23 protein-coding genes are annotated in these 23,493 nt (G+C 45.9%); 6 read left to right on the forward strand and 17 right to left on the reverse strand.

Translation table 11 applies throughout. From position 1 onward, the window contains the following. Nucleotides 1-607: 607 nt before the first annotated feature. Nucleotides 608-1,525, reverse strand: a complete 918-nt coding sequence (locus JI735_RS28680; RefSeq protein ID WP_039837667.1) for a ketopantoate reductase family protein — start codon at nt 1,523-1,525, stop codon at nt 608-610. A 145-nt stretch (nt 1,526-1,670) separates the two neighbouring features. On the opposite strand from JI735_RS28680, the gene JI735_RS28685 reads away from it, so the two are divergent. Continuing rightward, the gene (locus JI735_RS28685) at nt 1,671-2,219 is read left to right on the forward strand and encodes a TetR/AcrR family transcriptional regulator (RefSeq protein WP_039837668.1); all 549 of its coding nucleotides are present in this window, start codon (nt 1,671-1,673) and stop codon (nt 2,217-2,219) included. Between the two features lie 60 nt (nt 2,220-2,279). Here the strand turns inward: JI735_RS28685 and JI735_RS28690 are convergent, their stop codons facing one another. The 12 genes from JI735_RS28690 to JI735_RS28745 form a co-directional block, all read right to left on the reverse strand. Continuing rightward, the gene (locus JI735_RS28690; RefSeq protein ID WP_039837669.1) at nt 2,280-3,200 is read right to left on the reverse strand and encodes an NAD(P)-dependent alcohol dehydrogenase; all 921 of its coding nucleotides are present in this window, start codon (nt 3,198-3,200) and stop codon (nt 2,280-2,282) included. A gap of 111 nt (nt 3,201-3,311) precedes the next feature. Then, a complete protein-coding gene (locus JI735_RS28695; RefSeq protein ID WP_325175551.1) occupies nt 3,312-4,760 on the reverse strand; it encodes a LuxR C-terminal-related transcriptional regulator in 1,449 nt (482 codons plus the stop codon). Beyond that, nucleotides 4,706-5,992, reverse strand: a complete 1,287-nt coding sequence (locus tag JI735_RS28700) for a winged helix-turn-helix domain-containing protein (RefSeq protein ID WP_202676663.1) — start codon at nt 5,990-5,992, stop codon at nt 4,706-4,708. Before JI735_RS28700 ends, JI735_RS28695 begins: the two co-directional genes overlap by 55 nt. 168 nt (nt 5,993-6,160) lie before the next feature. Beyond that, the gene (locus JI735_RS28705) at nt 6,161-8,209 is read right to left on the reverse strand and encodes a methyl-accepting chemotaxis protein (protein WP_039837671.1); all 2,049 of its coding nucleotides are present in this window, start codon (nt 8,207-8,209) and stop codon (nt 6,161-6,163) included. 264 nt (nt 8,210-8,473) lie between these two features. After that, nucleotides 8,474-9,874, reverse strand: a complete 1,401-nt coding sequence (locus JI735_RS28710; protein ID WP_051052084.1) for a M56 family metallopeptidase — start codon at nt 9,872-9,874, stop codon at nt 8,474-8,476. Between the two features lie 25 nt (nt 9,875-9,899). Further along, nucleotides 9,900-10,259 (reverse strand): BlaI/MecI/CopY family transcriptional regulator, encoded by a 360-nt coding sequence (locus tag JI735_RS28715; RefSeq protein ID WP_039837672.1) that lies wholly within the window; start codon nt 10,257-10,259, stop codon nt 9,900-9,902. A gap of 108 nt (nt 10,260-10,367) precedes the next feature. Next, on the reverse strand, nt 10,368-12,128 hold the full coding sequence (locus JI735_RS28720; RefSeq protein ID WP_039837673.1) for an ABC transporter ATP-binding protein: 1,761 nt from the start codon (nt 12,126-12,128) through the stop codon (nt 10,368-10,370). Beyond that, nucleotides 12,125-13,861, reverse strand: coding sequence for an ABC transporter ATP-binding protein (locus JI735_RS28725; protein WP_039837674.1), 1,737 nt, complete (start codon nt 13,859-13,861; stop codon nt 12,125-12,127). Before JI735_RS28725 ends, JI735_RS28720 begins: the two co-directional genes overlap by 4 nt. Nucleotides 13,862-14,117: 256 nt before the next feature. Then, nucleotides 14,118-15,164, reverse strand: coding sequence for a radical SAM/SPASM domain-containing protein (locus tag JI735_RS28730; RefSeq protein ID WP_039837675.1), 1,047 nt, complete (start codon nt 15,162-15,164; stop codon nt 14,118-14,120). Nucleotides 15,165-15,221: 57 nt separating this feature from the next. After that, nucleotides 15,222-15,500 (reverse strand): PqqD family protein, encoded by a 279-nt coding sequence (locus tag JI735_RS28735; RefSeq protein ID WP_039837677.1) that lies wholly within the window; start codon nt 15,498-15,500, stop codon nt 15,222-15,224. A 39-nt stretch (nt 15,501-15,539) separates the two neighbouring features. Then, nucleotides 15,540-15,683 (reverse strand): cyclic lactone autoinducer peptide, encoded by a 144-nt coding sequence (locus tag JI735_RS28740; RefSeq protein ID WP_157771440.1) that lies wholly within the window; start codon nt 15,681-15,683, stop codon nt 15,540-15,542. After that, a complete protein-coding gene (locus JI735_RS28745; RefSeq protein WP_039837678.1) occupies nt 15,680-16,258 on the reverse strand; it encodes an accessory gene regulator B family protein in 579 nt (192 codons plus the stop codon). Before JI735_RS28745 ends, JI735_RS28740 begins: the two co-directional genes overlap by 4 nt. A gap of 135 nt (nt 16,259-16,393) precedes the next feature. Here JI735_RS28745 and JI735_RS28750 point away from each other — a divergent pair, with 135 nt between their 5' ends. Next, a complete protein-coding gene (locus JI735_RS28750; protein ID WP_233476092.1) occupies nt 16,394-17,164 on the forward strand; it encodes a LytR/AlgR family response regulator transcription factor in 771 nt (256 codons plus the stop codon). Nucleotides 17,165-17,181: 17 nt separating this feature from the next. Continuing rightward, the gene (locus JI735_RS28755; protein WP_039837680.1) at nt 17,182-18,459 is read left to right on the forward strand and encodes an ATP-binding protein; all 1,278 of its coding nucleotides are present in this window, start codon (nt 17,182-17,184) and stop codon (nt 18,457-18,459) included. Nucleotides 18,460-18,484: 25 nt separating this feature from the next. On the opposite strand, the gene JI735_RS28760 is transcribed toward JI735_RS28755, so the two are convergent. Beyond that, nucleotides 18,485-19,042 carry a cysteine hydrolase family protein gene (locus tag JI735_RS28760; RefSeq protein WP_039837682.1) on the reverse strand — a complete coding sequence of 186 codons (558 nt, stop codon included), beginning with the start codon at nt 19,040-19,042 and terminating at the stop codon, nt 18,485-18,487. Between the two features lie 122 nt (nt 19,043-19,164). Between JI735_RS28760 and JI735_RS28765 the strand changes: the two genes are divergently transcribed. Continuing rightward, nucleotides 19,165-19,602, forward strand: coding sequence for a DUF6376 family protein (locus JI735_RS28765; RefSeq protein ID WP_202676664.1), 438 nt, complete (start codon nt 19,165-19,167; stop codon nt 19,600-19,602). Between the two features lie 202 nt (nt 19,603-19,804). Here JI735_RS28765 and JI735_RS28770 read toward each other — a convergent pair whose 3' ends face one another. Beyond that, nucleotides 19,805-20,338, reverse strand: coding sequence for a DinB family protein (locus JI735_RS28770; protein WP_083886865.1), 534 nt, complete (start codon nt 20,336-20,338; stop codon nt 19,805-19,807). Nucleotides 20,339-20,514: 176 nt separating this feature from the next. Here JI735_RS28770 and JI735_RS28775 point away from each other — a divergent pair, with 176 nt between their 5' ends. After that, on the forward strand, nt 20,515-21,336 hold the full coding sequence (locus tag JI735_RS28775; RefSeq protein WP_039837691.1) for a lipase family protein: 822 nt from the start codon (nt 20,515-20,517) through the stop codon (nt 21,334-21,336). Nucleotides 21,337-21,436: 100 nt separating this feature from the next. Here the strand turns inward: JI735_RS28775 and JI735_RS37080 are convergent, their stop codons facing one another. Both JI735_RS37080 and JI735_RS28780 read right to left on the reverse strand, forming a co-directional pair. Beyond that, the gene (locus tag JI735_RS37080) at nt 21,437-21,562 is read right to left on the reverse strand and encodes a hypothetical protein (RefSeq protein WP_267919017.1); all 126 of its coding nucleotides are present in this window, start codon (nt 21,560-21,562) and stop codon (nt 21,437-21,439) included. Next, nucleotides 21,562-22,383: an adenine nucleotide alpha hydrolase family protein gene (locus JI735_RS28780; protein WP_039837693.1), complete on the reverse strand. Its 822-nt coding sequence runs from the start codon at nt 22,381-22,383 to the stop codon at nt 21,562-21,564. Before JI735_RS28780 ends, JI735_RS37080 begins: the two co-directional genes overlap by 1 nt. A 290-nt stretch (nt 22,384-22,673) precedes the next feature. Between JI735_RS28780 and JI735_RS28785 the strand changes: the two genes are divergently transcribed. Next, nucleotides 22,674-23,306 (forward strand): type 1 glutamine amidotransferase family protein, encoded by a 633-nt coding sequence (locus JI735_RS28785; RefSeq protein WP_039837695.1) that lies wholly within the window; start codon nt 22,674-22,676, stop codon nt 23,304-23,306. The last annotated feature ends 187 nt before the right edge of the window (nt 23,307-23,493 follow it).

Below are 23,493 nucleotides of genomic sequence, written 5' to 3' on the forward strand. Positions count from 1 at the left end.
CGCTTCTCCTCTATATCGCAATTTCTAACTCCAAGCACTTCATTGTGCATTTGTGTAATTGTATAATTGTATACAATTATTGCTGAAGTCCCACCTCTCTCTTTCCTATTTCGTTGCGGTTTGTAGATTTAGGCTTATAATACCGATTGAAAATCATTTTGTCTATACTTTCATGTCATTTTTCGTCACATTTCGCCATATTTTTTTTAGAAAACGCTCTTTTAACTCATAACCTCGAAAATAATGTAATATAAAGTAACATTAAAAGCGGGTCGGAATGTATAGCGGCTTATGTTCCGGCTTGCTATTCAGGTACTGTGCATCCTGCGAAAATAAAGTGCGAAGCATAAAAAGACACTAACGAAGGGTTAGTGTCTTTGGGCGATATTGCCTATTCCTTTTGGGTAGTTTTAAATCTCTAAATGAGTTCAAGGTCTGGCACGCGTGACATCGAGGTGCATCCGCTGCGCCGGACCACCCTGTGTGTTGGCGAATCCGTTGGCGACAATCAGTTCCCGGACACCCTCTTTTCATTTTTATTTTTTTCAATTGATGCTCATGGATGACCGTTATGATGTCATTTTTGATCCTGGACGAACGGAAATCACTAAGCATGTATTTCCAGATCGATATCATTTTGATTTAAAAACTTCAATAAGTCGTTATTCAACTGCACCATTTCATTGTTTGCGCTAATCGCATAATCCGGCAACATCATATCCTTAACCATTTTAGTCCGTAGCCATATCATAAAGAAAAAATCCAAAATCAAATTAGGGAATTTTAGCACAATTTTAAGTGCAGATGGATTAATAGCAATGCCGGCTTTTTGGATTGCCTTTAAATACGTTTTTAAAGTGATTGTTATTTTATGTGCCTTTTTTCTGGTTTTAGCTTTTTTTTCATCAATGATCTTATCTTCAGAATGTAAAACACTAATCATAGCAATGTCAGATACTGAATGTGTGATTAGATAAGCTTTCATATCCTGATTAATTGCGTAGGGAAGTTTTGCTGTTTTAAATAATTTTGCGAGGTTTTCTGTACGTTCTGTCACTAAACCACTAATTTCTCCAAACATAGTAGCCACTAGAACTTTTGGTGGAAACCGGGCATACAAAATTCCATCTTTAATCTGTCCGCCGGCGCCAGGGAAAGCTGGTAAAAGTCTATCTCCAACAATATCCAGCCACGAAGAAAATCCATTTGAATTGCTAATCATCGTAACAATATTTTTGCTTTGATTGTCTTTTAATGCTAACAACGCTGATTCGGATCGATCGTAACGAACTGTAATGAAAATAAAATCATATACATCATCATTTTCAAGCGTATCAATGACATTTACTTTTATAGATTTAACCGCACCTTTTTCATTATATTGCAGGCCATTTTCTTTCAATGTTGTAAATCTATTAGAACGCGCAAACAGAGTGACGTCAATCCCTGCTTCAATGAATTTGATTGCGTATGCGCTGCCTATAACACCTGCACCAAAAATTAAAACTCTATATTTTGCTGACATAAAACCCCCCCTATTTTTCAACATTTTCTTTTAATCATCAGACAACATGTTGTATAATGCGATGATAGATCTTTATTATTCCTTTATCAACCATCAGTTTTTTATTATTTGTCGGATGATATTCTTGTTCGAATAGGAGGATAAAATGAAAAAACAGCCCGAAACAACGGAGAAAACAAAACAAATGTTTATAGATGTTTTTTGTGAGTTATACAGCCAAAAGCCGATTGAAAAAATCTCCATTCAAGAGCTTGCGAATAAGTCAGGATATAACCGCAGTACATTTTATCAATACTTTTCTGATATTTACGAACTGTTAGACTTTGTTGAAAATAATTTATTGAACTACATAAAAGAAGAATTGGCGAAAAAAGAGTTATCTATGCACACGGTCCAAAATGCGCTCCATTGTTTGGACAAAAGGGAGTATCTTTCGATTCTCAATGCCCTCCTGGGCGATTACGGAAGCACTCGTTTTTTAGAACGCTTAAAAAGAGAAATCACCTTGGGTAGATTGGATTTTAATTTTCCGCAAAACCATTCCATCACGCCGTACTTGATTGAGTTTTACCTCTCCACATCCCTTTCTTTATTTCGTCTTTGGCTCCGGCGAGAAAAGGATTTATCGTCAGCAGAATTTTTCAAGTTAGTGGACAACCTGTATACAAAGGGCGTTACGCCCTATTCTAAATAATAAATTTACCATTCAAACCCAATCATTGTAGTACAACAAAAAAAGCTCGCATAAGCCAGTTTACACATTGTGACCTACCCTGATGACTACACTGCCCTTCTTATGCCCTTGTTCCACATACCGGTGAGCTTCAGCCAGTTGTTCTAACGGATAGTACCGGTCGATCACCGATTTAATGTTCCCCGTCTCCATCAGTTCTGTGAGAAGCTGCAGATCCTGGATGCGTACCTTGGCCATTCCCTGCCCATCTACGGTGACGTATGATCCGTTTGGCTTCAGCGCTTTTTTGCAGCCGGATTTGGGGAGTTTGCCAACGGCATCGAAGATGATGTCATACTGCTGACCTCTTTGGGTACAATCTTCAGCCGTGTAGTCAATTACCTGAGAGGCACCCAGCGATTTCACCCATTCCAGATTTGCTGTGCTGCATACCCCGTCAACTTCTGCCCCAAAGTGCCTTGCAAGCTGCAGCGCGAATGTCCCTACTGTGCCTGATGCTCCATAGATCAGAACCTTTTGTCCCTTTTGGATGTTCGCTTTTCTGAGAAAATAGAGTGCCGTGGTTCCCCCAAAAAGCGTTGAGGCAGCTTCCTCAAAGGTCGTATTGGCCGGTTTGATGCTCACCATTGCGTCTTCAGACAGACAGGCATACTCAGCGTGTCCGCCAAAGCGCATCCCCGTTAAGGCATAAACCGGGTCGCCTGGCTTGAAGCGCGTGACTTCACTGCCTACGGCTACAACTTCACCGGCTAATTCCACACCCAGAACAGGTTTCCTGGGTTTGCTGAGACCTAAAACAAGACGCATTGGCAGCCATAGCAGGACAGGACTCTTAAACGTCCGTACTCTAATATCCCCTGCGGTTACAGTTGACGCATGAACCTTGATCAGCAGATCTTTGCGCTTCGGGACGGGTTTTTCCATCTCTATGAGGTGCAGATTTTCCGGTGAACCGTATTTTGAGCATACCATGGCTTTCATGAGTTTCCTCCCGGATGTCGATTTTCAATAAGTATAGCTTCAGCGGGGAAAGTCATGTAGATACTAAAGTATGGTTTTAGTTAAAAAGCTGCGGATTAGCAATTGCGGACTTTACAATAAACCCAGCATACGTGCCCGCGCTATCGCCTCCGTGCGCCGCGAAACCTGAAGTTTGTCAAAGATATTGCGGTTATAGCCCTTAACGGTACTGAGTGCAAGAAACATCCGGTCCCCAATTTCGCGGTTCGAGAGGCCTTGGGCAATGAGCTGCAGTATTTCGAGCTCCCGCCTGCTCAGTTTTTCGAAAAGGGGCTGATCTGGCCGGACCTGATGCCGGGAGGCCCCCGTTTGGCTGGAGGGTGGTGTCTCCGGTGTCTCCGCTGCAAATGCAGCCAGCAGCTTCCTCCGGTAGTCCAGCATTTCCCCAGGAACCTCTGACCCGCGCAGCAGCCTTTCGGCTTCCGGCCCCTCATCGACAAAGCTCCGGATACATCCGCCCGGCTCAGCAATCCTCATAGCATCGGCCAGTGTATGCGCCGCCCCGGATTTATCTCCACACTTATAAAGTGCAGCCGCATAGAGAATCATGCCCTTCAGCCGTTCGTCTTGGCGGCCCTTGACCGCCGTTTGCCTAAGCACCGGCTCCAGCACCGCCAATGCGGCAGCAGTGTCTCCGAGAGCCAGATTTACCTTGGCCTGGCTAAGGGGAAGCCCGTGTTGCTCCGCGAGGATAGCGGCCGCCTCCAGATTCCCTTGATGAAGCATTACCGGCACCTGCACAGCCGCAATATGGGGAATCTGTGTCCAGTATTGACGCTGGCGGGCGGAATCGTCCGCTTGCTCCAGAATCGCGGCCGCTTCGCTCACCGCTCCCCGCGCAAGCTTCAGCTTTGCGAGCAATACTTTTCCTGCAACCCCCCGGTCACTGTCTTCAAATTGCCCGGCAAGCAGAATGCTCTGTTGACCATGCATCATAGCCGTGTCCCATTCGTTCCATTCATAATAGATCCGCGCTAATCCCAGGTGCGCTTCGCAAGCGACCGGGAGCGGCGGATCACCTGCCCATTCCAGCACCTGCAGATAGCTCCCAGCCGCAGCCGGTAACCGGTTCTCGGCTTCCTGTATATTTCCCTGGCCAAGAGTCGCCATAATCGTGATCATGACATGTCCAATCCTTTTGCTGACCGACAAGGCTTCGTTATAAGCTGCACCGGCCAAGCCGCGCTCTCCTTGGAGCTGATAAGCATACCCCAGCGTCCATGCAGCCGCTGCGCGGACCGGCAGATTGTCAGGGTGCAGATATTCCAAGGCGCGGCGCGACTCAGCAGCAATGGGACCAGCCTGATGTTTGCTGACGGCGAGCGTAGCACGTATGGAGGCAATATGTCCTATAAGATCACGGGTTTTCTCGTCCAGCACGGCACCGTGCAGCGCTTGTTCGGCGGCTTGCAGCTTCTGTTCAACACTGGATAGCCGCCCCGTCATCAGGAGTGCGGAGGCATACATCACCCACAATGAAGGAATCGCAGCCAGTTCTTCCCCGGCAAGGATTGCAGCCAATTCAGTACAGGAGTTACTGCTCCGCGAAAAAGCAGCGGCATCCCCTCACCTTCTATCAACCGGGCGGCGCGTCTGGTATCTCCGGCAGCGGCTGCATGATGAAACGCTTCAAGTTCAAAACCGTTGTCCTCATACCACTGACTGGCCCGGAGATGTAATTCAGAAACGGTTTTTACCTCTCCCCCTTCTGACGGGTAGAGACCGTGATACAGCCGCTCCCGCAGCAAATCCGCGAAGAGATGGTGATAGCGGTACCAGCGTCTTTCATTGTCCAAAGGGATGAGGAACAGATTCGCATGTTCAAGATACTCTAAGGTCCGTTGTCCGGTAGAACGGGGTGCTCCTTCGGAGTCATTACCAAGAACAGCATCACACAGCGGGCCGCACATTTTGTCCAGAACCGATGTGAACTGCAAAAAAGCCTGAATGCTTGCGGGCTGCTGCTGCAGCACTTCTTCGATCAGATAATCCAGGACAAACTTATGGCTGCCGGTGAACGAATGGATGAAGCTGGTGGTGTCTTTGCGCCCCTGCATGGAGAGAGCGGCCAATTGCAGGCCGGCAATCCAGCCTTCGGTGCGGGATTCAAGGAGCATGACATCTTCAGCGGAAAGCGTGAGACCCATCACCCCGCCCAGAAATTCAGCAGCTTCGGAGGCGTTGAACCGCAGGTCTGCAGCGCGCAGCTCAGTCAATTGATGCCGAACCCGGAGTCTTGGCAAAGGCAGCGCCGGGTCTTCGCGTGTGGCGATGACCAGATGCATCTGCGGCGGCAGATGTTCAAGCAGAAAAGCAACGGCTTGGTTAACGGGTTCGGCATGAATCACATGGTAATCATCAAGTACAAGTACGGAAGGATCAGTTACAGAGGCAATTTCATTCAGGAGTGCCGTCAACAGTGATTCGACTGGCGGTGGTTGCGGGGATTGAAGCACAGCAAATACCCCCTCCCCGATGTTCACCCCGATTGACCGGCAAGCGGCGAACAGATACGTGAGAAAACGTGCAGGATCATTGTCTCCCGCATCCAGCGACAGCCAAGCGGCTCTGCGTCCGCAGACAGCGAGCCATTCACTGGCGAGTGTAGTTTTACCATAACCGGCAGCGGCCGAGAGGATAGTCAGCTTGCCTTGCAGGCTCCCGTTAAGCCGCTCCAGCAGACGCGGGCGGACAACGGATTTTAACCTGGCCGGGGGGATAAACAGTTTGGCAGATACGATGGTTATTGTCATAGCTAGATTATAATAATTGCCTTCCTACAGCGTCAACAAAGCAGCTTTCATTTGAGGCGTTATTCCTGCATGATCTGCATCAGCGGATAATTGAAGGGGAGGCCGATTTTCACAAGGAGGAATATTTCTATTTTTTCCGGGTTCTCGGATTCTGCCGTTGCTTCAAGTTTATTTAATCTTGAATTGCTCAAGCAAGTTCTGCAGTTCCTGAACCATGGAACTTAATGATTTAGCGGAGAATGAAACCTCCTCCATGGAAGCCTGCTGTTGTTCACTGGCTGCAGCAACATTTTGGGTGGCATCTGACGCTTCTCCAGAAATGCGGGCAAGCTCATCCATAGTAGCGCTTATTTGCTGGGAGCCGGCAGACATTTGCTCGGAAACTGCAGAGACCTCCTGAATTTGGTTAACAATTTGTTGAATTTCCAGTACAATTCCGTTGAATGCTTTTCCTGCGTGTTCCACGAGCACAGTGCTGGAATGAACCGCTTTCGTTCCGATTTCAACCGATTGTACCGCAGCTTGCGTCTCCCCTTGCATTTCTTCAATAATCTCTCGAACCTTCCCAGCAGAATCTTTGGTTTGTTCGGATAGCTTACGAATTTCCGCAGCAACTACAGCAAATCCCTTGCCATGCTCGCCAGCGCGCGCTGCTTCAATCCCGGCATTCAAGGACAGCAGATTGGTTTGTGTACTTATCCCGCTTATCACATTGATTATATTGCCTATATCTATGGAACGCTCTCTGAGCTGCTCCATATGCGAAGCCGTGACTGAGACAGAATGATTGGCTTCGTTCATATCATGGACTGCCTGCTGAATGATCTTATTCCCCTGCTCCGCCTGCTGTGAGGTGTTTTGTGAAGCGTCATGCAGAACGGACGAAGACTCAGAAATCCGTTGGATGCCCATTGCCAGTTCCTCAAGAGACCTAGCGCTTTCTTGTGTTCCCGCAAGCTGCGTCTCGGCACCGGCAGCCACTGCTTGAATCGTATTGGCAATATCCTCAGCCACTACACTTGTCTGGTCTGCACTCGCCATCAACTCTTCCGCTGTAGAGGCAACGTGCAAGGAATGTTCGGTGACTTTACCCATCATTTTATTCAGAAGGTCGCTTGTATAATTCAAATTTTCTGCCATCTTACCAAATTCATCTTTCGTTTTTACCTCAATGGAATATGTGAAATCCCCTTGAGCCAAATGCTCGGCCATAGAATTTACACGATTCGTATGAGCGGTCAAGTTACGAGTGTAGAGTAGAATAACCACTACAATCAGGACCATGCCAATGATTAGAAAGATCAGAGTCTGCAACAACAATGAATTCACTTTTTCTTTAAGCTCTTGATCCGGCAAAGCTAGAGCAACGATCCAGTCTGTCTGCTCCAGCTTTGTGAAATAGACATGAACGAGTCCTTCTGAAGAGGTATAGGTTGCAGCGCCCTTTCCATCTTGCAAAATAGTTTTCGCTAAAGCGGATACGACTGGGTCCTGCTCGTCCTGAAGTTTTACCCTCATGATTTTATCTGTCTCAGGTCCGGCTAAATAAGTACCGTCTTTATCAAGCATAAACGCCCATCCACTGTCACCTACAAGTGTCTCTGAGATGATATTTTGCACTGTATCCAAATTTATGTCTCCAGTTGCTACTGCAACGAACCGTTCTTGATCATCATATACAGGAACTGACGCCGTAACCATGGTTGACTTCGTTTTTTCATCATAGAAAGGGGCAGTATATTGTATTTGTTTTTGATTGGTTGCAATTTTATACCATGCTTGTGCTGGATAATTGTAGCTGGGGTCACTATAGTCATGTGTAATGGTTAATTGATTCTGATCGCGAAAGGCATAGGAAGAAACAAACTTTGTATCAGCCTTATATAAATTAGGCTCAAAATAAATGCCTACACCGAAGGTATCTTTGTTGATTTCCAGTGAGTTCTTGAGAGTCGCATCATAATCCTTCAGGCTCAGCTTGCTGTAATGACCTTGAATGGATTTTGCTATTGTTTCCGGCACTCTACCGTGAGAGGTTATCCGATTCTGAATGCTTTGACTGGTATTTGCCAGTTGCTCCTCCATGCTGTTCTCCGTCTGATCAAGCAATAAACTATGGGATTTAAAGATTACTGCAGAAGATACTCCAATAACAATTACAAGTAAAAGCGGCATAATGAGAAGTAGTGTTTTTGCTTTAATGCTTCTTAGTTGCATCTATTACGGCCTCATTTCCTGATGATAGTTAACTAACCTATGTAATACATCGACATTGTCCGACATGTTTTTTAGAGGTACTTTTTAACATTTCCTTCAACCTTCCCATTCAGCTTACGACTAAAGTTATGAGTGTCCTCGGTTGATACATAAAAAAACCGGAGCAGCTATAGAAAACTCCCCCGGCAATGATCTGTATATTCAAGAAACAGTGCTTACCTTATGTTATGCGCCAATCCCTTCGGCAAGCTGTTGGAGGCTGCCTTAGTTTGCATTTTCAAATTTCAGGCCATCCTGAGTAAGTTCAAACCCGTACCCCTTGGCTAAAACCTGGAGTTCATGTTCATCCACTTCAGTAATTTTAGTTACCTTGTTGTCTTTATCCCTGACGACTTTGAAATCGGCCGTACCGTCCCCGTCAAAATAAAATTTATTGAACTTTCCTTCATTTTTAAGATCCTGGTCCAGGAACAGCCGGATATGCTTGCCATTGTACAAAAATCTGTCTTGGGCTTTGTCATACGCCAGTCCATAGGCCACATAATCCTTCAGTGCATCGTAGTTAAAGTCGCTCACGGTTCCGTCTTGCGAAGAGGCTGACGCAGCGGCAGAATCAGGCCCGCCGGCGTTGCCTTCGCTTTCTACAGCGTTCATTTCAACAGAGTTTTCAGTATTGGCGCTGCTTTCTGCCCCGCTGGATTGGTCTGCAAATGCAGACACCGCTCCCAATATTAAAACGAGCGAAATAGCTGCCGTCAATACCGTCAATTTTTTCAATTTCATGATTGACACGATCCTTTCTTTAGTCGCATTTTTGCTGAAGCCACTGTACAGGGGAGTGAATTTCCCTTTTTGTTCTGCCACCGCCAAGAGACATAAAGCGTAGTCCGCCTTGTGTTCGGCACCAAGCCTGTGGATCACTCTGGCATCGCACACCATTTCCAAATCCCGGTTCAGGTAGAGATACATCAGCCAGACCAGCGGATTGAACCAGTGCAGGCATAGGACAGCGGCCGCGGCCAATTTCCACACCGCATCAAAGTGTCTGATGTGCATGTATTCATGAGTGAGAATATAATCCATTGCGGATTCGTTGCCGGTATCGAGTGATTTGGGCAAAATAATCTTCGGGTGCAATATTCCGAAGGTGATCGGCGTATCCATCCGGTCATAGGTCAATATCGTCAAGGTCCGCCGCAATGGATGTTTGGCTAACCAGGCTTCGATAACGGGATGGCTCCCCTGCAGAGGCAGCGCTGTCCGCAGCTCCCTTTTGCTTCTGTAATAGATCACCACTATCGCCATAAGCAGTAGAGCAGCACCCCCGAGCCACAAGGTATTCAGAAGCTCCGGCATCGGCTCCGGCTCCGGCCCCCCGCCTGAATCTGCCGGGACCTCAACCTCACGGGTCAGCATCCCGCTGTTCAGGACAGTTGGACCGGGCAACTGGAATACTGCTGCTGTATGTGCATTCACACTGATGGTCGGATCAGCAATTTCAGCCGGCGGGAATAACTGCGGAAGAATAGGAAAAGAAACTGGGACCAGCAGTCTGGCGACCACAATTCCCCACAGAATGAGAAATAGCAGCCTGGGTAATTTGTGGATAGCCAAAGACCGCAGCAGGATAACAAGAACGATCAGCACACTCGCCGAAATACTCATCCGTAGGATATCCACCATCGCCGCCTCAGCTTAAGCTTTCCACAATTTTTTTCAGTTTGTCGATGTCTTCTTTGCTCAGGTTCTTCTCATTGAGGAACGCCGAAAAAAACATCCCCGCCGAACCATTGTACATTTTGTTGATCAATTCCTTCGTTTCATAAGTCTGCACCTGTTCTTTGGGAATCAGAGCTGTGCAGACAAAGCCCGGATCGGTCCGCTGGATGGCTCCCTTGACGATCAGCTTTTTGATTACCGTGTAGGTCGTATTTCTGTTCCAGCCCGTTTCCCGGTTCAAGACCGCCGCCAGATCGCCTGCCGCCAGCATCCCTTCTCTCCACAAAATGTCCATCACTTTTAACTCGGAATCATACAGTTTGAGCTCCATGTACCAGCCTCCCTCGAATTGACTACTGAAGTAGTCACGAGTCAATACTACTCCAGTAGTCACCAATTGTCAATTATATCCTGTTAATTCTTTTTTATTCCAAAAGGATCAGGCGTATAAATAGCTTTGTGCCGAATACATCTGATAATATTTCCCCCTCCGGTTCATCAGTTCGGCATGCGATCCAAATTCACAGATTTCACCCTGGTCAAATACATAGATTGTATCGCACAGTCTGGTCACGCCTAAACGGTGTGAGATCATTATCGCCGTTTTATTTTCACACAGCGCCGAGAATTCCTCATAGATCTGTGTTTCCACTTTGGGGTCCAGGCTGGCTGTAGGTTCATCCATAATCAGAATTTCTGTTTCTGCCCGGCTGAGCGCCCTTGCGATGGCCAGTCTCTGCCATTGGCCGCCAGACAACTCCACATCGTTATTCTCCAGCTGCCCAAGCTGGGTGTCCAGCCCCTGCGGGAGGTTATCAATAAAGGAATCCATACTGAAGATCTGCAAAGATTGCTTGTGAAAATCTTCTCCGAAATTCCCCGCTTTGATATTGTCCGCTACCGAAAGCTGATATTTGATGAAATTTTGGAATACGCAGACCGTCATCGTCCGGAAATCATCAATCACGTCAGCCAATGGTTCACCTCCGACCAATACTTCACCTGAAGTCGGCTTGTACAGGCCCAGAAGCACATTAATAAAAGTGGTCTTGCCGCATCCGTTCTCCCCAACCAGGGCAATTTTCTCGCCTTTTTTTATCGTGATATCAATATTTTTCAAGGTACGGGTCTGGCTATTGGGATATTTGAAATCGACATGTCTGAATTGAATGGTTGGTGACTCAACAATTTTCTTGTGTCCGCTGCCGGTATCTTCAGGGAGATCCAAAAAGTTCATCATGTCTTCTATATAGAACGTATAATTGTTCATCGAACTGATTTTATTGACCATACCGCTCAAACCGTCTGTTATGGCTTGCATTGAAGTGATTACCAGCATCACATCACCAATACTCATCCGGTTCTCCAGAACGCCTATACAGGTCATCAACAGACAGATTCCCAGCGCAACGTTCCGGAATATATCAATAAAAGCGCCTCCCAGCGTATAATGCAGCAGCAATTTGAACTTCTCTTTCCATACATCCTTCCGGATCGCTTCGGTCCGGTCATTGAAATAGTCAATCAGCCCGAACATCCGGATCTCCTTGGCATAACGTCTGCTTGTCAGCACATCGTACATATAGTTTAAACGGCGCAGCGGCTTGCTTTGTTCAACGGCTTGAAAATAGCTCTTCTTTCCCTGTGCATTCATCAGCAGCAAATAAGGGACCGTAGCGAGCACCGCGATCAAGGGGAAATACAGATTGATGTTAATCAGCAGCAGAATGTAGGAGATGATGGAGAATACAGGAAGGACCACAGATAAAGAGTTGTTGATGTAGGATAATATCCCTTTATTGACATTGGACTGCACCCTGTCGAGCAGATCATACACTGCCGGATTCTCCAATTGCTCCATCGAAATAACAGACAGCTTCTTGTTCACTTGTCTGATAAATTCCCGGTTAATATTATATTTCAGGCGGTTATTGATATGTGCCGTAATATGCTCAAACCATTCAAGGATGATCTTCAGCACGGTATAACCGGCGATAATGACAACCAGCTTTTGTGTCACTGCGGATGCCGAATGAACGAAAGCGAGGTCATCGATCAAAAGCTTATACAGCCAGGTACCGAGGGGGGCCAGCAGCGCACTGAACGCCATAAGCGCCAATGAAAAGTATAGCTCTTTGGTGCAAAACAGCTTGACGATCATCATAATGTTGCGGACATGAATCAGCAATTTATTTTTCATATGACCTGATCTCCCGTATCGTACCATTTGGCCTGATTCATAAAGAAACTGCAGTATTCGCCATTCAGCTGCATCAGCTCGGCATGGGTGCCCTCTTCTACGATCTCCCCGTGCTTCATAAATACGATTCTGTCGGCCAGCTTGGCGATTCCGATTCTGTGCGAGACCAGGACAACACTTTTGCCGCGAAAATATTTACCGATATTGTTGAATTGCTGGATCTCCGACAACGCATCCAAAGAGGCAGACGGTTCATCGAAGATGATAAAATCAGCATCGCGCATAAACGCCCGGCTGATCGCCACTTTCTGCCACTGCCCTTCCGACATGTCGATGCCGTCGGCATCGAATTTTTTGCCCAATACCGTGTCCAGCCGCTTAGGATACTGCTCAATGACATGGTTGATCTGGCCTTTTATGGTTGCTTCTTTGATTTTATCGTTGTCATTAATACGGGTTACATCGCCTATACCGACATTATCCCGTACAGAAAATTCAAATTTGGCATAATCCTGAAATGCAGCGGTGGCGGTCGCACAATTCTTCCGGACGATGCCTTCAGCAGGCTTAAGCAGGCCGGCCATAACTTTGGCCAAGGTGCTTTTCCCGCTGCCGTTCTCACCAACGAGCACGATGCTTTCGCCTTTGCCGACGCGCAGATTGATATCCTTTAATGCAGCGGAATGATCGCCATACGAGAAAGACACATGCTGCAGCTCCATAACCGTTTTGGCTCTGGCTAAGGCAGCGTCCGGCCCGGCCGGAATCCCGGATTCCTCAGGTGTGATCAGCTCTCTGAATTCTTTGATATAGATTTTATTTTTTTGGGCTTGGGAGAAAAACTCCGCAAAGGCATTGATGCCAACAATGATCTGCCCCTGGCCCTGGCTCAGCACAATCAGTTGATCGACTGTCAGCGTTGTCAGTGCCACACCATAACACATCACCAGCAAAATGCTATTTTCCAGACCAATCATCAGCCCCGACCATACACAGCCGATTACCGTCCATTTTTTGCTGAAGGCCAGATCGATGTCCCTGATCTCGTCAAATTTGCTAAGCCGTTTCGCTTCCAGCCAATCGAAAATTTTGAAGCTTCTGATTTCTTTCTGGTTGCTTCTGTCCTGCATAAGATTGCTCAAATACTTCAATTTGCGGTCCTCGTGCTCCTGCTTCTTCATCAAATCGATATGTTCTTTCGTGTTTTTCTTCACAAAATAGTTGTAGAGCAGTCCAAGCACAATAAATGCCAGTAAATAGAGAACACCCAGCCTGACGATAATCAGCGCAGACATACAAAAGCCGGCAACGGACCCCAGAAAATGAAACACGTCATTAACGGCATTGGTAAGTTTAAACCATACCGTATCTTTAGCCCTTTCGATTTGAAGCAGATAATCCGCCTGGTCCAATTTGCATAAATCTGCCTTGGCAATTGCATCGAACAGACTTCTTTGCAGCATTGCACCGACCTTGTTCTCCAGCAATTCTATGAACAGAAGTGAAAAAGAATATTGGATATTCTTCAATGAATATACGAGGATATAGGCGAGGATAAGTCCGGCGATGGCAAGAATTTCAGACTGATGGCCAAGGCTGACAATGATCCGCTGGATCAGAAGCAGCTCCAGAGGCTGCAGCGAGTACATTAATATGTAGAGCAGGAGAATGGATACCATAGTCACCGGCTGATGTCTGAAGTAGATCTTTAAGAACCATATGTATTCTTTCAAGGGGTATCCCCTGCCTTTCAAAGAAAAGAACATGATTATGTAGAATAACCATGTTCTTTTGAAAGTATGGATATTACGACCAGTTACCGCACTTAAAGTTATTCTTGCAAGTATAATTGCTGCAATTGAAAGTTTTTGGACAACTGAAGCCTGAAGTACACCCAGTAGGAGTGATCATGGAATCAGCGCTTGCTTTTTCAATCAACGGTCTGATATAGCTCATTTTATTCACCTCCTTTCAAGTGGCTCCCTATTATTACTGGGGCACCAATGTTTTTCTGTTTTTGTTCAGCTCGGATACATAATATTTCGTTCTCGCTTTGCAGCAGCCATCGGTATCCTGGATGGATCCCCCGTTGGCCACGGCGATTGCCACACAGCCTTTGCCGCAATTGTGATTCCAAATACAGGTCTGGCACTTGTTCATATAGGTCTGGCCTACTTGAAAAAAACGGATCAGATTAATCATCTCAGGGGATTGCAGCATCGACGACAGGCTGGTCTGATTGACATTTCCGATCGCATACTGGACATCGGTAAATAATTGGCACAGAAATACATTCCCGGAAGAGTCAATTCGTGGTGTTAAAGGAATTCTATCATCCTCTTCGGTAATGCTGTTCAACAAAGGACAGCCTCCTGTAAAATCATCAGGTAGGGTAATTTTGACACCGCTGTTGATCAGGTCCACAATTTCCGCATTTATCTCCAGACTCTCCACGAGCGCGGATTTCTCCAGGATGTCCAGATACAAGTCATTTTTATTATTTTCACTTCGGCCCAGGCTGCTCAAGCCGGCAATCTCGGCCTGGGGTATCTTTTTATCAGCGACCATTTTCAGCAGATTCACGATATCATCTTTGTTGAAGCTGGTAAGCACGCTGCGGATCAGAATGCGTTCGCTCATGCCGGCTTCGATTAAATGATCCAAGCCCTGCATCGTTTTGTTAAAGCTGCCGCGTCCGCATAATTGGTCATGTATTTCAGCGCGCGAGCCGTTTAAGCTTAATTGAATGGAAACTTTATAGGAGGCAAATTTCTCGGCTACTTCCTTTGTAATAAAGGTGCCGTTCGTGATCACCAGCACCATGCCAAAATGCTTTTTTTGCAGTTCATCCATAAAATCCCAGAATTCAGGATGCGTGGTCGGCTCTCCTCCGGAAATGGTAATGCTTGTATCGGGATCATCCGGCAGAGCATTAATGATATTCATGAAGGTCGGCTTATCAATCTGGCTTTGCAATACACCGGATTCGTTATAGCAATGCAGACAGCGCAGGTTGCAATTGGAGGTGATTTCCAAATAACAACCGCCTAATTTAAAACTTTCGGCTGGCGACAAAAATTCCACACTAGCACCTCATTTCCTGATTTTCACAAATCCTCGTTGCTCCAGTTCTTCAAATGCGCCAAGACAGTCCGTGATAATATCGCTTAACTCTAGTCCATCCTTATCCAGGCATTGGTCATAGAGCAAGCTGGCTACTTCAGAAACAGTTCTCCCGTTGCAGTGTTCCCATAAATATTTGGCGGTCTGGTTCAAAAAGAACATCTCGTTATTGCGGTCCAGCACCAGCGATTCCTCGCCTAAATCCTCATTGATCACATTCACTTTGGACAATAGCGTATTTGCGTTCATTGACTCACATCCTCACAGGTAATTAAACGAAATGTTGCTTTATTGCAGCTTTTGCAATTTTTTTACTTCTTCCGGCATTTCCGGCTCATGGGCAATCCACCAGCAGGTTGTGTTGGCACCCAGCACAGCGAACATTCCGGCCAGCATCGTAAGCGATTTCAAAGGCCATTGGACCATTTTCATTGATTCTCCCCCTTTAATTGGATCAGCGCGGAAAGCTGAGAAATGAGGCAGCCGCATAGACTAGCCAAAACGGCGGTGCCGGCCAGCTGCAGCAAAATCATAGACAGGACAAAAGCATAAAATGAAATATGTACAGTAACAGATATCTTCTGCAGTGTGCGGCGGCCGTTTGTATCCGCTTGTCCACCCTGCCGGGACATCACGTTCAAGCAGGCAAACAGAACCACAGAGCCCCCAATAAACAGGATCACAATAGAGCTCACCCACAGGGGAGGCAGTATATCCACAAATGCCAGGGTTGTTATGAAAATAGTGACTGAAATGAAATAACAGGCCTTGAACGATTTCGCATGATAACCTCCGCCAAAGCTCCGGCACCCGATAACGGCTCCCAGCCAGGCCAGCGCTTCAGGTATCCGGCTGAACCAGACCGAGATGGCGATCATGGACATGGCGATGATTGTAACCTCGATCATGGCCTGCAGCCCGTAGCGGATGACCGGCGCATTCTTTTCTTCCACAATGCCTTGCTGGACGCTTCGCAGCGTGATTAGTTTCACAATATACTCTATCATTCACATCCCCCAAATCGAATATAGCGCATTTGTTAATTAAATGGAACATTATGTATGTTAATGGTATAATAGGACATGCAAACGCATTCTTTTGTCAGATATGCTTCCAAATCTTACATAACTTTACTAGATGAGATGAGAGGAGAGAGAGATTTGTTCCACGTGGGGGTGTGCGATGATGAAGTCGGGGTCCGCAACGAGCTGCAGCGGTATTTTTTACAACTTTCGGTAACGACAAACTATTCATTTGATGTCCATTATTTTCCCTCCGGCGAAATGCTCCTGCAGCACTATAAAGCAATGCAAGGGGAGTATGCCTATCATCTGCTGATTCTGGATGTCGAAATGACCGGCATTAGCGGGCTTGAGACAGCCCGGCAAATCCGTTCCTTACCAGACCGTGACGTACAAATTATGTTTTTGACCAGCTATCCCGAATACATGATGGAAAGCTTTGATGTTCAAACCTTTCAGTACCTGCTCAAACCGGTAACCTATGAATTGTTCAAGAAAAAAACACTGAAGCTGTGCAGCTACATCATTTCTTCCTTGAACCGTTTTTTCACCATCAAAGTGGAAGACGGGCAAATCGTATTAAGAAAGCCCGAAATTATCGCCATGGTCAAAATCAAGCATTCGCTGGCCCAAAACAAGCTTAAAGTAATAACAGCAACTCAAGAGTACATCATAAACGGCACGCTACAGGAGTATTCGGATAAGCTGGGCAGCCTGTTCCTGATGATTCACCGTTCCATTATCGTTAATCTGGAGCATGTCCGCAGATTTACCGCCACCTCCGTTGTGATGTCCAATGATGAAGAATACCCCGTTGGCCGTTCCCAATCGAAGGCCATCAAGGATGTCTATGCTCAATACGTGCTGGAAGAATTACAAGGGAGAGGGTAGCCATACTGCCTACTGCATTGTTTACGGGGACAACTTTGCTGGAATTGATTCTGTTGAACCGTTACTTTTCGGTTCTCTTTCATACTCCGGGCCGGAAGCTGCAGATCATTATACTTCATTATGTACTGGCCGGAGCGATCTTGTTCACATCGTCCGTTTCCTTTTTCCCCATGCCCATCACCGGACTTTTGTCCATGACCAGTACCTTTCTGATTGCCCGGCTCTACCCTGTCCGGCCCGGTTCCCAGATGATTTTCAGCGCCTTGTACGTTATCCTGGGATTCATCGCGGAATCGCTGTCTTATTGCCTGATCCTTGCCATCCGCCCGGCCCACGGGGCGAACCAATTATCCAGGCTGGAGCAGCGCCTGCTCATCCTGTTCATTTCCGCTTTGATTATACTGCTGTTCATCACCGTCATCCGTTTTATCAAGCGGGGGCAGGACTATAAAATCAGTAAAAGCTACTACTTCATCATGACGCTGATTATCTTAATAAGCCTGCTCATTTTGAATACGCTGTTTTTTTACTCCAGAATAAATCTTTGGTACATCCTGTCCGTTATCGGTATTCTCGGCATCAATTTTCTGATCATCTTCCTGTTCGACAGGATGATTGAAATTTTCAGGCTGGCGGAGGTGAATTACCGGCTGCAAAGACAAATGGACGCCCAGGATATCAGCTACAAGCAGACGGTACATTCATTTATGGGCATCAAACGAATTATTCATGATACCAATAAGCATTTAGTATACATACGTGCCTGTATTGAAGAAGGCCATGCTCAGGAAGGCATTGAACATATCAACAGGATATTGCTTCAAATAGAAGCTTCCTGCCAAAAAGTGACCACCGGCAACCTGGCGATTGATGCCTTAATCAGCAATGCACTTAGCATCGCTTATGACCGCCGGATTGCCATGGAACACAAAATCCATATTACCGCTGCAGAAATTAACATTGACCGCTATGATTTATGCATTGTTTTAGGAAACCTTCTGGATAATGCCATAGAAGCCGCACAGCAGGTCAGCGGGACCGAAAACAGGTTCATTCATCTCCATATCCATTCCAACAACAATGCACTCGTTATTTATGTTGGCAATTCCATGGCCGATCCCTCCACGCCAGAGACCCAAACCCGGAAAGAAAATCCCGGGCTGCACGGAATCGGTTTAAGCAATGTGCAGCGGACTGCCGACAAATATGGCGGTCATTTAAAAACCACGGCCAAAAACGGAAAATTCGAAACCGTGGTGGTGCTTCCTTTTCCAAAGATCAGCGGTTCTATTTAATAAAAATCTTCATCATCATAATACATTATCTGTATGAGTCATGGGTTGGATGGAACAGATCTTCCTCCGACCCTCTGACCAGCGAAAAGTGTTCGACATTATAGTGTCCGTGCAGCGTACTGTTATGATGCCTGATGATTTGTTCTGCGCTCAGGACATCACTGTCTGTTGTAGAATGTCCATCGCCAACCAAGGTGACATCGAAATGACTGACGGTAGCCGTCCGGACAGCGGTATCGATACAATGCTGTGTTTTACAGCCCATAATGACTACATGTTCAACCTGCTGCTCTTTTAAATAAGGCAGAAGCCCGGTCCCGTGAAAAGCATTCGTTGCCTTTTTATCAAACACCTTGGCATCAGCAGGCATATGAATTTCATTGTGCACCTGAAAACCCGCATCTTTTCCCCCGGCGACATCAAGATCCCTGACAAATACAGTCTTAATACCGGATTGTTTGGCTTTTTCAATCACTTTATTGATCGTTTGGATAAGCTGTTCTTTATGAAATACCGCACTTTCCTTTTGGTTCCCATCCATTAGTTCCTGCTGCGCATCGATGATTAATAATACCTGGTTCAAGTGGTTTTCCCCTTTCAAGCACAAATTGAGATCCGCCTAAATTTCCCGCAACCTGGAGCGCCCCAGGCCGTATGAACTACAGTAAACTTGGCACATACGATAACTCAAGAGGAGTGATGCTAATGAAGAAATACGGGTTAAGTCTTCTGCTGTTCATCTTGCTGGTTGTACCGGGTTGCGGGTTTGCGGAAAAGGTGGGAAACAGCGTTAATTTTGCCACCGATACAGCTTCTTATATGCAAACATTAACAGAGTTCGGACAAGAAATGGATACACTGGCTGCCGATGCTGCTACAGATCCGCAGGCCAGGGAGGCATTGACAGACAGGCTCGCTGCGCTCAAGGAACAGGTCGTCCAATATGCTGGTCTTCAGGTTCCTGAATATGCAGCAGACCTGCACCAATCGATTGTGGGGTACAATGAAACGCTGCAGCAAGGACTGGATCAGGCAATAACCAACCTGGAACAAGGAAAAGCCGCCTTTGAATCAACAGGCATTCCCGAGACGATCAACAAGGTAAGCGAGCTGTTGAATCAGATCACCCAGTTGACCCCGTAATAACAGCAGATATGAGCGCTCAAGGCATGGCAGTACATGTCTTGAGCGTTTTTTTGCCAGCAGCAGCTCTATTTCCACTTATTTACTCCCTTCTCCTATCCATCGGTGAATGGTCTGCGTCAAATGCTGAGTTCGAATTCCACAGCATCACCGGCCTTCAGCCAAATTCGTCACTGTAACATACAGCCTGAGCTTTCTCCTTTTATCCTGTAACCTCACATCTTTTACGGATCATTCGGATCTGTCCTCTGTGGTTAATCTCATCTTCAAAAACATGAAACCACATAAAATAGTAGTTTGCCGGTTGATCACCCCAGAATGGTTCTTCCTTGTATAACCACTCGTCATCCACAGTCTGGAACCATTCCAGCGTCGTCCGTCTTACTGCATCCAACTGGTCCATATAATAACTCAATTCATTGCCCTTAATTTGCGCTCGTCCTTCTTCACCTAAATTTAACGCCGCTCCCCATCTGGCCAGTTCTTCTTCAGTTAAGTCTCTTCCTTCAAAGGTTTCAACTTGATAAGCATATTCTACAGCGGCAAAATGTAATAATAACCCACCGATTGAATTGCTCTGAGAATCGATCAAATAATCCAACTGGTCAACACTCAGTCCTTTAACAGATTCAATAGTTGTAAATCTTGCGTAATTCATCATAGAGATCAAACGGCTGATTTGTGGTGAATACCCGGGAATATCTGTAATTAGATAGAGCTTATCGTTGTGCATCATTTAATATCCTCCCTTGATAGCATTGTTCTCCCCACATAACCTGTAGGGTCATTGCAATCATTTTACCATATAGACTGATACAGAAAATGGTAGAAACATTTTTAGAACATTTTTTCTTCCAGCGACAGGCACCCATCCTGTGCTCTTGACATACATAGATTAGAGGGAAGGGCGGGATGCATGTGAGCAATAATCAGGCTTTTGAAGAACGGGCCATCTTTCTGGCAGCTGTCTGCGGACAGACCTATGCCCAGTTTAATCATGCGGACGGTTCATTCACCGTTCCAGCTGGCTATTCGGTCACTCACACCATTCATGCAAAATCGTTAGGACAAGTGTGGGAACGGTTCGGGTTCATTATCGAATCTCCAGAAGAGATCATAGTCGCCTTCCGCGGGAGCAGCTCAACAGCCAACTGGATCTCCAACGCCAATGCCACGCAAAAAAAGTTCAAATATATCAAGGAAGACTGTCTGACCCACCGCGGCTTCACCAACATATATACCTCAGCCCGAAGCGGGATTCACTCCGCACTCTCCCGGTTATCCTCCGGCAAAAGACTATATATTACAGGTCACAGCCTCGGCGGAGCACTGGCCACACTATGCGCGCCTGATGTTGCTGCCAACACTTCTTTCCGCACACCGCATCTGTATACGTATGGTTCACCCCGTGCGGGTGATCCAGCCTTCGCAAAAGCCAGTACCCGCTATGTACCGAACAGCCACCGTATTGCCAATCTTTTTGACGCTGCCGCCTATGTTCCGCCCTCGATCTTCAAGCTGCCCAAGCGGGACAAACGGTATTATTACAGTCATGTCAGAGAGTTCTACCCCCTTTCGTTTCAAAAAGGTTCCGTCAGCCTGAATCATGCACTCGGCAGTTATTTCGAAGAGCTCTCCATGCTCCGGCCGGAATTCAGCCGCCAGCTCTGCACCTCAAATCCGGATTTTTGTCCGGTCCTGGAAGTGCCCCCTCAAGCAGCGATTAGGGCTTAACCCCTGCATGGATTAAAAAAGCCCTGCAGACCCTAGCGGCCGGCAGAGCTTTACGTTTTTTGTGTCCATTCTAAACGGGATTAGTGATCGACGCCATGACTCAGGGGGTAACATACCCGATATTTGTATTCCCGTTTGTACTGCCCTTTGCGCTGACAGTGGAAGTGACAATACCCGAACCGGCAAGAATAAGTGAAGCGATCATTAAGAGCAATCCTCTTTTCATCAGCTTAACTCCCTCTCTTCAAGAATTTTATTCATAAGCTTGCTGTATTGCTCCTGTTGTTCAGCTGTTGCTTGTCCTCTTAATGATTCGTAGAGGGCAGCAGCTTTGCGGAACCCTTTGTTATCATTAAGACTAACACTTGTTGTCAAAACATACAGAGTGTTATTTATGGAATCACTTATTTTCCCATTTTTAGAATAATATAGAGACAAAAGATATACACAATCTATAAAGTACCGAATGTTTCTATTCTGTTTATAATATTCAGCTTCTTCAAAAATTTTATCCATAAATTCTTCCAGAATCACATCGACTCTAAAATTATGGAGAATAGATGATTCCAAAATATGTATAATCCCAGGGAGAATTTCATCGTTATTTTGTCTGATATAGGATACGTAGTATTCCAGCACATCTTTATTTCCCTCGCTGAGATCCACTACATATCTGTTAGCTACCGCTATATTCCGGTAATATTCTACCTCATCCAAACCTCTTGCATCCATGCCATTAATCCAGCCTAATTCTGAATACCTGTCAATACACGCTCTTGCTTCTACATACTTGCCCAGTTTCTGAAGCGCAATCCCCTTTAGGCACATACTGTACCCGAAATAGTACACCACACTCCTCTTCAGTTGAAATATATTCACTGATCTGCCGGATGCACGTTTCTGCTGGTTTGTCTGGTATATGTTATTAATCTCCTCGTGAAGCTTATCTGCAATCAGGATGATGCTGTCCCAATTCTCTAGGGTGAATGATGCCTTCAACATATCCACCAGAGAGTCAGCTTGGATGCCATCTAAATCCAGCTTCAATCCCTCTTCCTCCTTTAATAATAGTAATTATATGCACACAATTTTCGGTAGGTTATTTTTAAAAATGAGTTATCCTCCTAATTATTCTTTATTTTTCCATTTCATGAAGTGATCGTTGTCACTTTAATCAATGGTACCTCCCAATCGGGAAAATAAATCTGCCCAACAAGATACATAATGAAGCTCTGTTGGAGATAAAAATTTCAGCAAACAAATCTTTTCCCTGACGTTAGCTGTCAGGGAAGTGATTTTATAATAGGTTATATCAAATGTGAATGGAGTGTTATTGGATGCAAACCCAAAAAGCTTATCTCTATGTATTGAATACAATGTCAGACTGGGAGTATGGATATTTAATTGCTGAGCTAAACACAGGAAGATATTTCAAAACAGATGTAGCCCCTATAAAAGTAGTTACCGTAGGAGCTGATAAAGAAATTATTACTACGATGGGAGGACTGCGCATACAACCGGATATATCCCTTGATGAGTGCACTTTTGAGAGTAAAGATCTATTAATTTTACCTGGGGGAAATACTTGGGGAGAACCTGTTCATCAACCTGTCTTGAAAAAAGTTGGCGAAGCTTTAAAGCTAGGCGCTATTGTTGCTGCCATTTGCGGTGCAACCGAGGGACTGGCGAATATGGGGTACCTGGATTCCAGAACGCATACAAGCAATGACTTAGAGTATTTGAAAATGGTTTGTCCTCAGTATAAAGGAGAAAAATTTTATGAGCCGGGACCTGCAGCAGCGGATACAAATCTGGTTACTGCCTCAGGAGTAGCTCCCCTGGAATTTGCGGTGGAAGTCCTGAAGCAATTAGATGTATTTGCGCCGGATACACTGCATTCATGGTATAACCTGAATAAGACTCATCAACCTGAATACTTCTTCCAGCTAATGAGTTCAATTAATAGATAGCTTATGAAATAGACTTATATGGGTATTCTGGATAGACCAGAGCAGGAACTTCAGCAACGGCATTTCTGCCGTTGTCTAGTTCCACAGTATATAGAGTGAACTTAAGATCTTTACATTAGGGACTTCGTCGGGACTACGGTGAATGTTTGGACTTCCGGCCGCTGCCCATCTGCAGATTTCTTGATTT

Source organism: Paenibacillus sonchi, assembly GCF_016772475.1.
Taxonomy (GTDB): domain Bacteria; phylum Bacillota; class Bacilli; order Paenibacillales; family Paenibacillaceae; genus Paenibacillus_AQ; species Paenibacillus_AQ sonchi.

Excerpts from the sequence above, each read along its gene's own strand:
- JI735_RS28720 (WP_039837673.1), bottom strand. The coding sequence starts at position 12,128 with ATGAAAAATAAATTGCTGATTCATGTCCGCAACATTATGATGATCGTC.
- JI735_RS28775 (WP_039837691.1), top strand. The coding sequence starts at position 20,515 with ATGCATGTGAGCAATAATCAGGCTTTTGAAGAACGGGCCATCTTTCTG.
- JI735_RS28740 (WP_157771440.1), bottom strand. The coding sequence starts at position 15,683 with ATGAAAATGGTCCAATGGCCTTTGAAATCGCTTACGATGCTGGCCGGA.
- JI735_RS28680 (WP_039837667.1), bottom strand. The coding sequence starts at position 1,525 with ATGTCAGCAAAATATAGAGTTTTAATTTTTGGTGCAGGTGTTATAGGC.
- JI735_RS28705 (WP_039837671.1), bottom strand. The coding sequence starts at position 8,209 with ATGCAACTAAGAAGCATTAAAGCAAAAACACTACTTCTCATTATGCCG.
- JI735_RS28700 (WP_202676663.1), bottom strand. The coding sequence starts at position 5,992 with ATGACAATAACCATCGTATCTGCCAAACTGTTTATCCCCCCGGCCAGG.
- JI735_RS28735 (WP_039837677.1), bottom strand. The coding sequence starts at position 15,500 with ATGAACGCAAATACGCTATTGTCCAAAGTGAATGTGATCAATGAGGAT.
- JI735_RS28750 (WP_233476092.1), top strand. The coding sequence starts at position 16,394 with ATGAGAGGAGAGAGAGATTTGTTCCACGTGGGGGTGTGCGATGATGAA.
- JI735_RS28765 (WP_202676664.1), top strand. The coding sequence starts at position 19,165 with ATGAAGAAATACGGGTTAAGTCTTCTGCTGTTCATCTTGCTGGTTGTA.
- JI735_RS28690 (WP_039837669.1), bottom strand. The coding sequence starts at position 3,200 with ATGAAAGCCATGGTATGCTCAAAATACGGTTCACCGGAAAATCTGCAC.
- JI735_RS37080 (WP_267919017.1), bottom strand. The coding sequence starts at position 21,562 with ATGAAAAGAGGATTGCTCTTAATGATCGCTTCACTTATTCTTGCCGGT.
- JI735_RS28745 (WP_039837678.1), bottom strand. The coding sequence starts at position 16,258 with ATGATAGAGTATATTGTGAAACTAATCACGCTGCGAAGCGTCCAGCAA.
- JI735_RS28715 (WP_039837672.1), bottom strand. The coding sequence starts at position 10,259 with ATGGAGCTCAAACTGTATGATTCCGAGTTAAAAGTGATGGACATTTTG.
- JI735_RS28785 (WP_039837695.1), top strand. The coding sequence starts at position 22,674 with ATGCAAACCCAAAAAGCTTATCTCTATGTATTGAATACAATGTCAGAC.
- JI735_RS28685 (WP_039837668.1), top strand. The coding sequence starts at position 1,671 with ATGAAAAAACAGCCCGAAACAACGGAGAAAACAAAACAAATGTTTATA.
- JI735_RS28770 (WP_083886865.1), bottom strand. The coding sequence starts at position 20,338 with ATGATGCACAACGATAAGCTCTATCTAATTACAGATATTCCCGGGTAT.
- JI735_RS28710 (WP_051052084.1), bottom strand. The coding sequence starts at position 9,874 with ATGAGTATTTCGGCGAGTGTGCTGATCGTTCTTGTTATCCTGCTGCGG.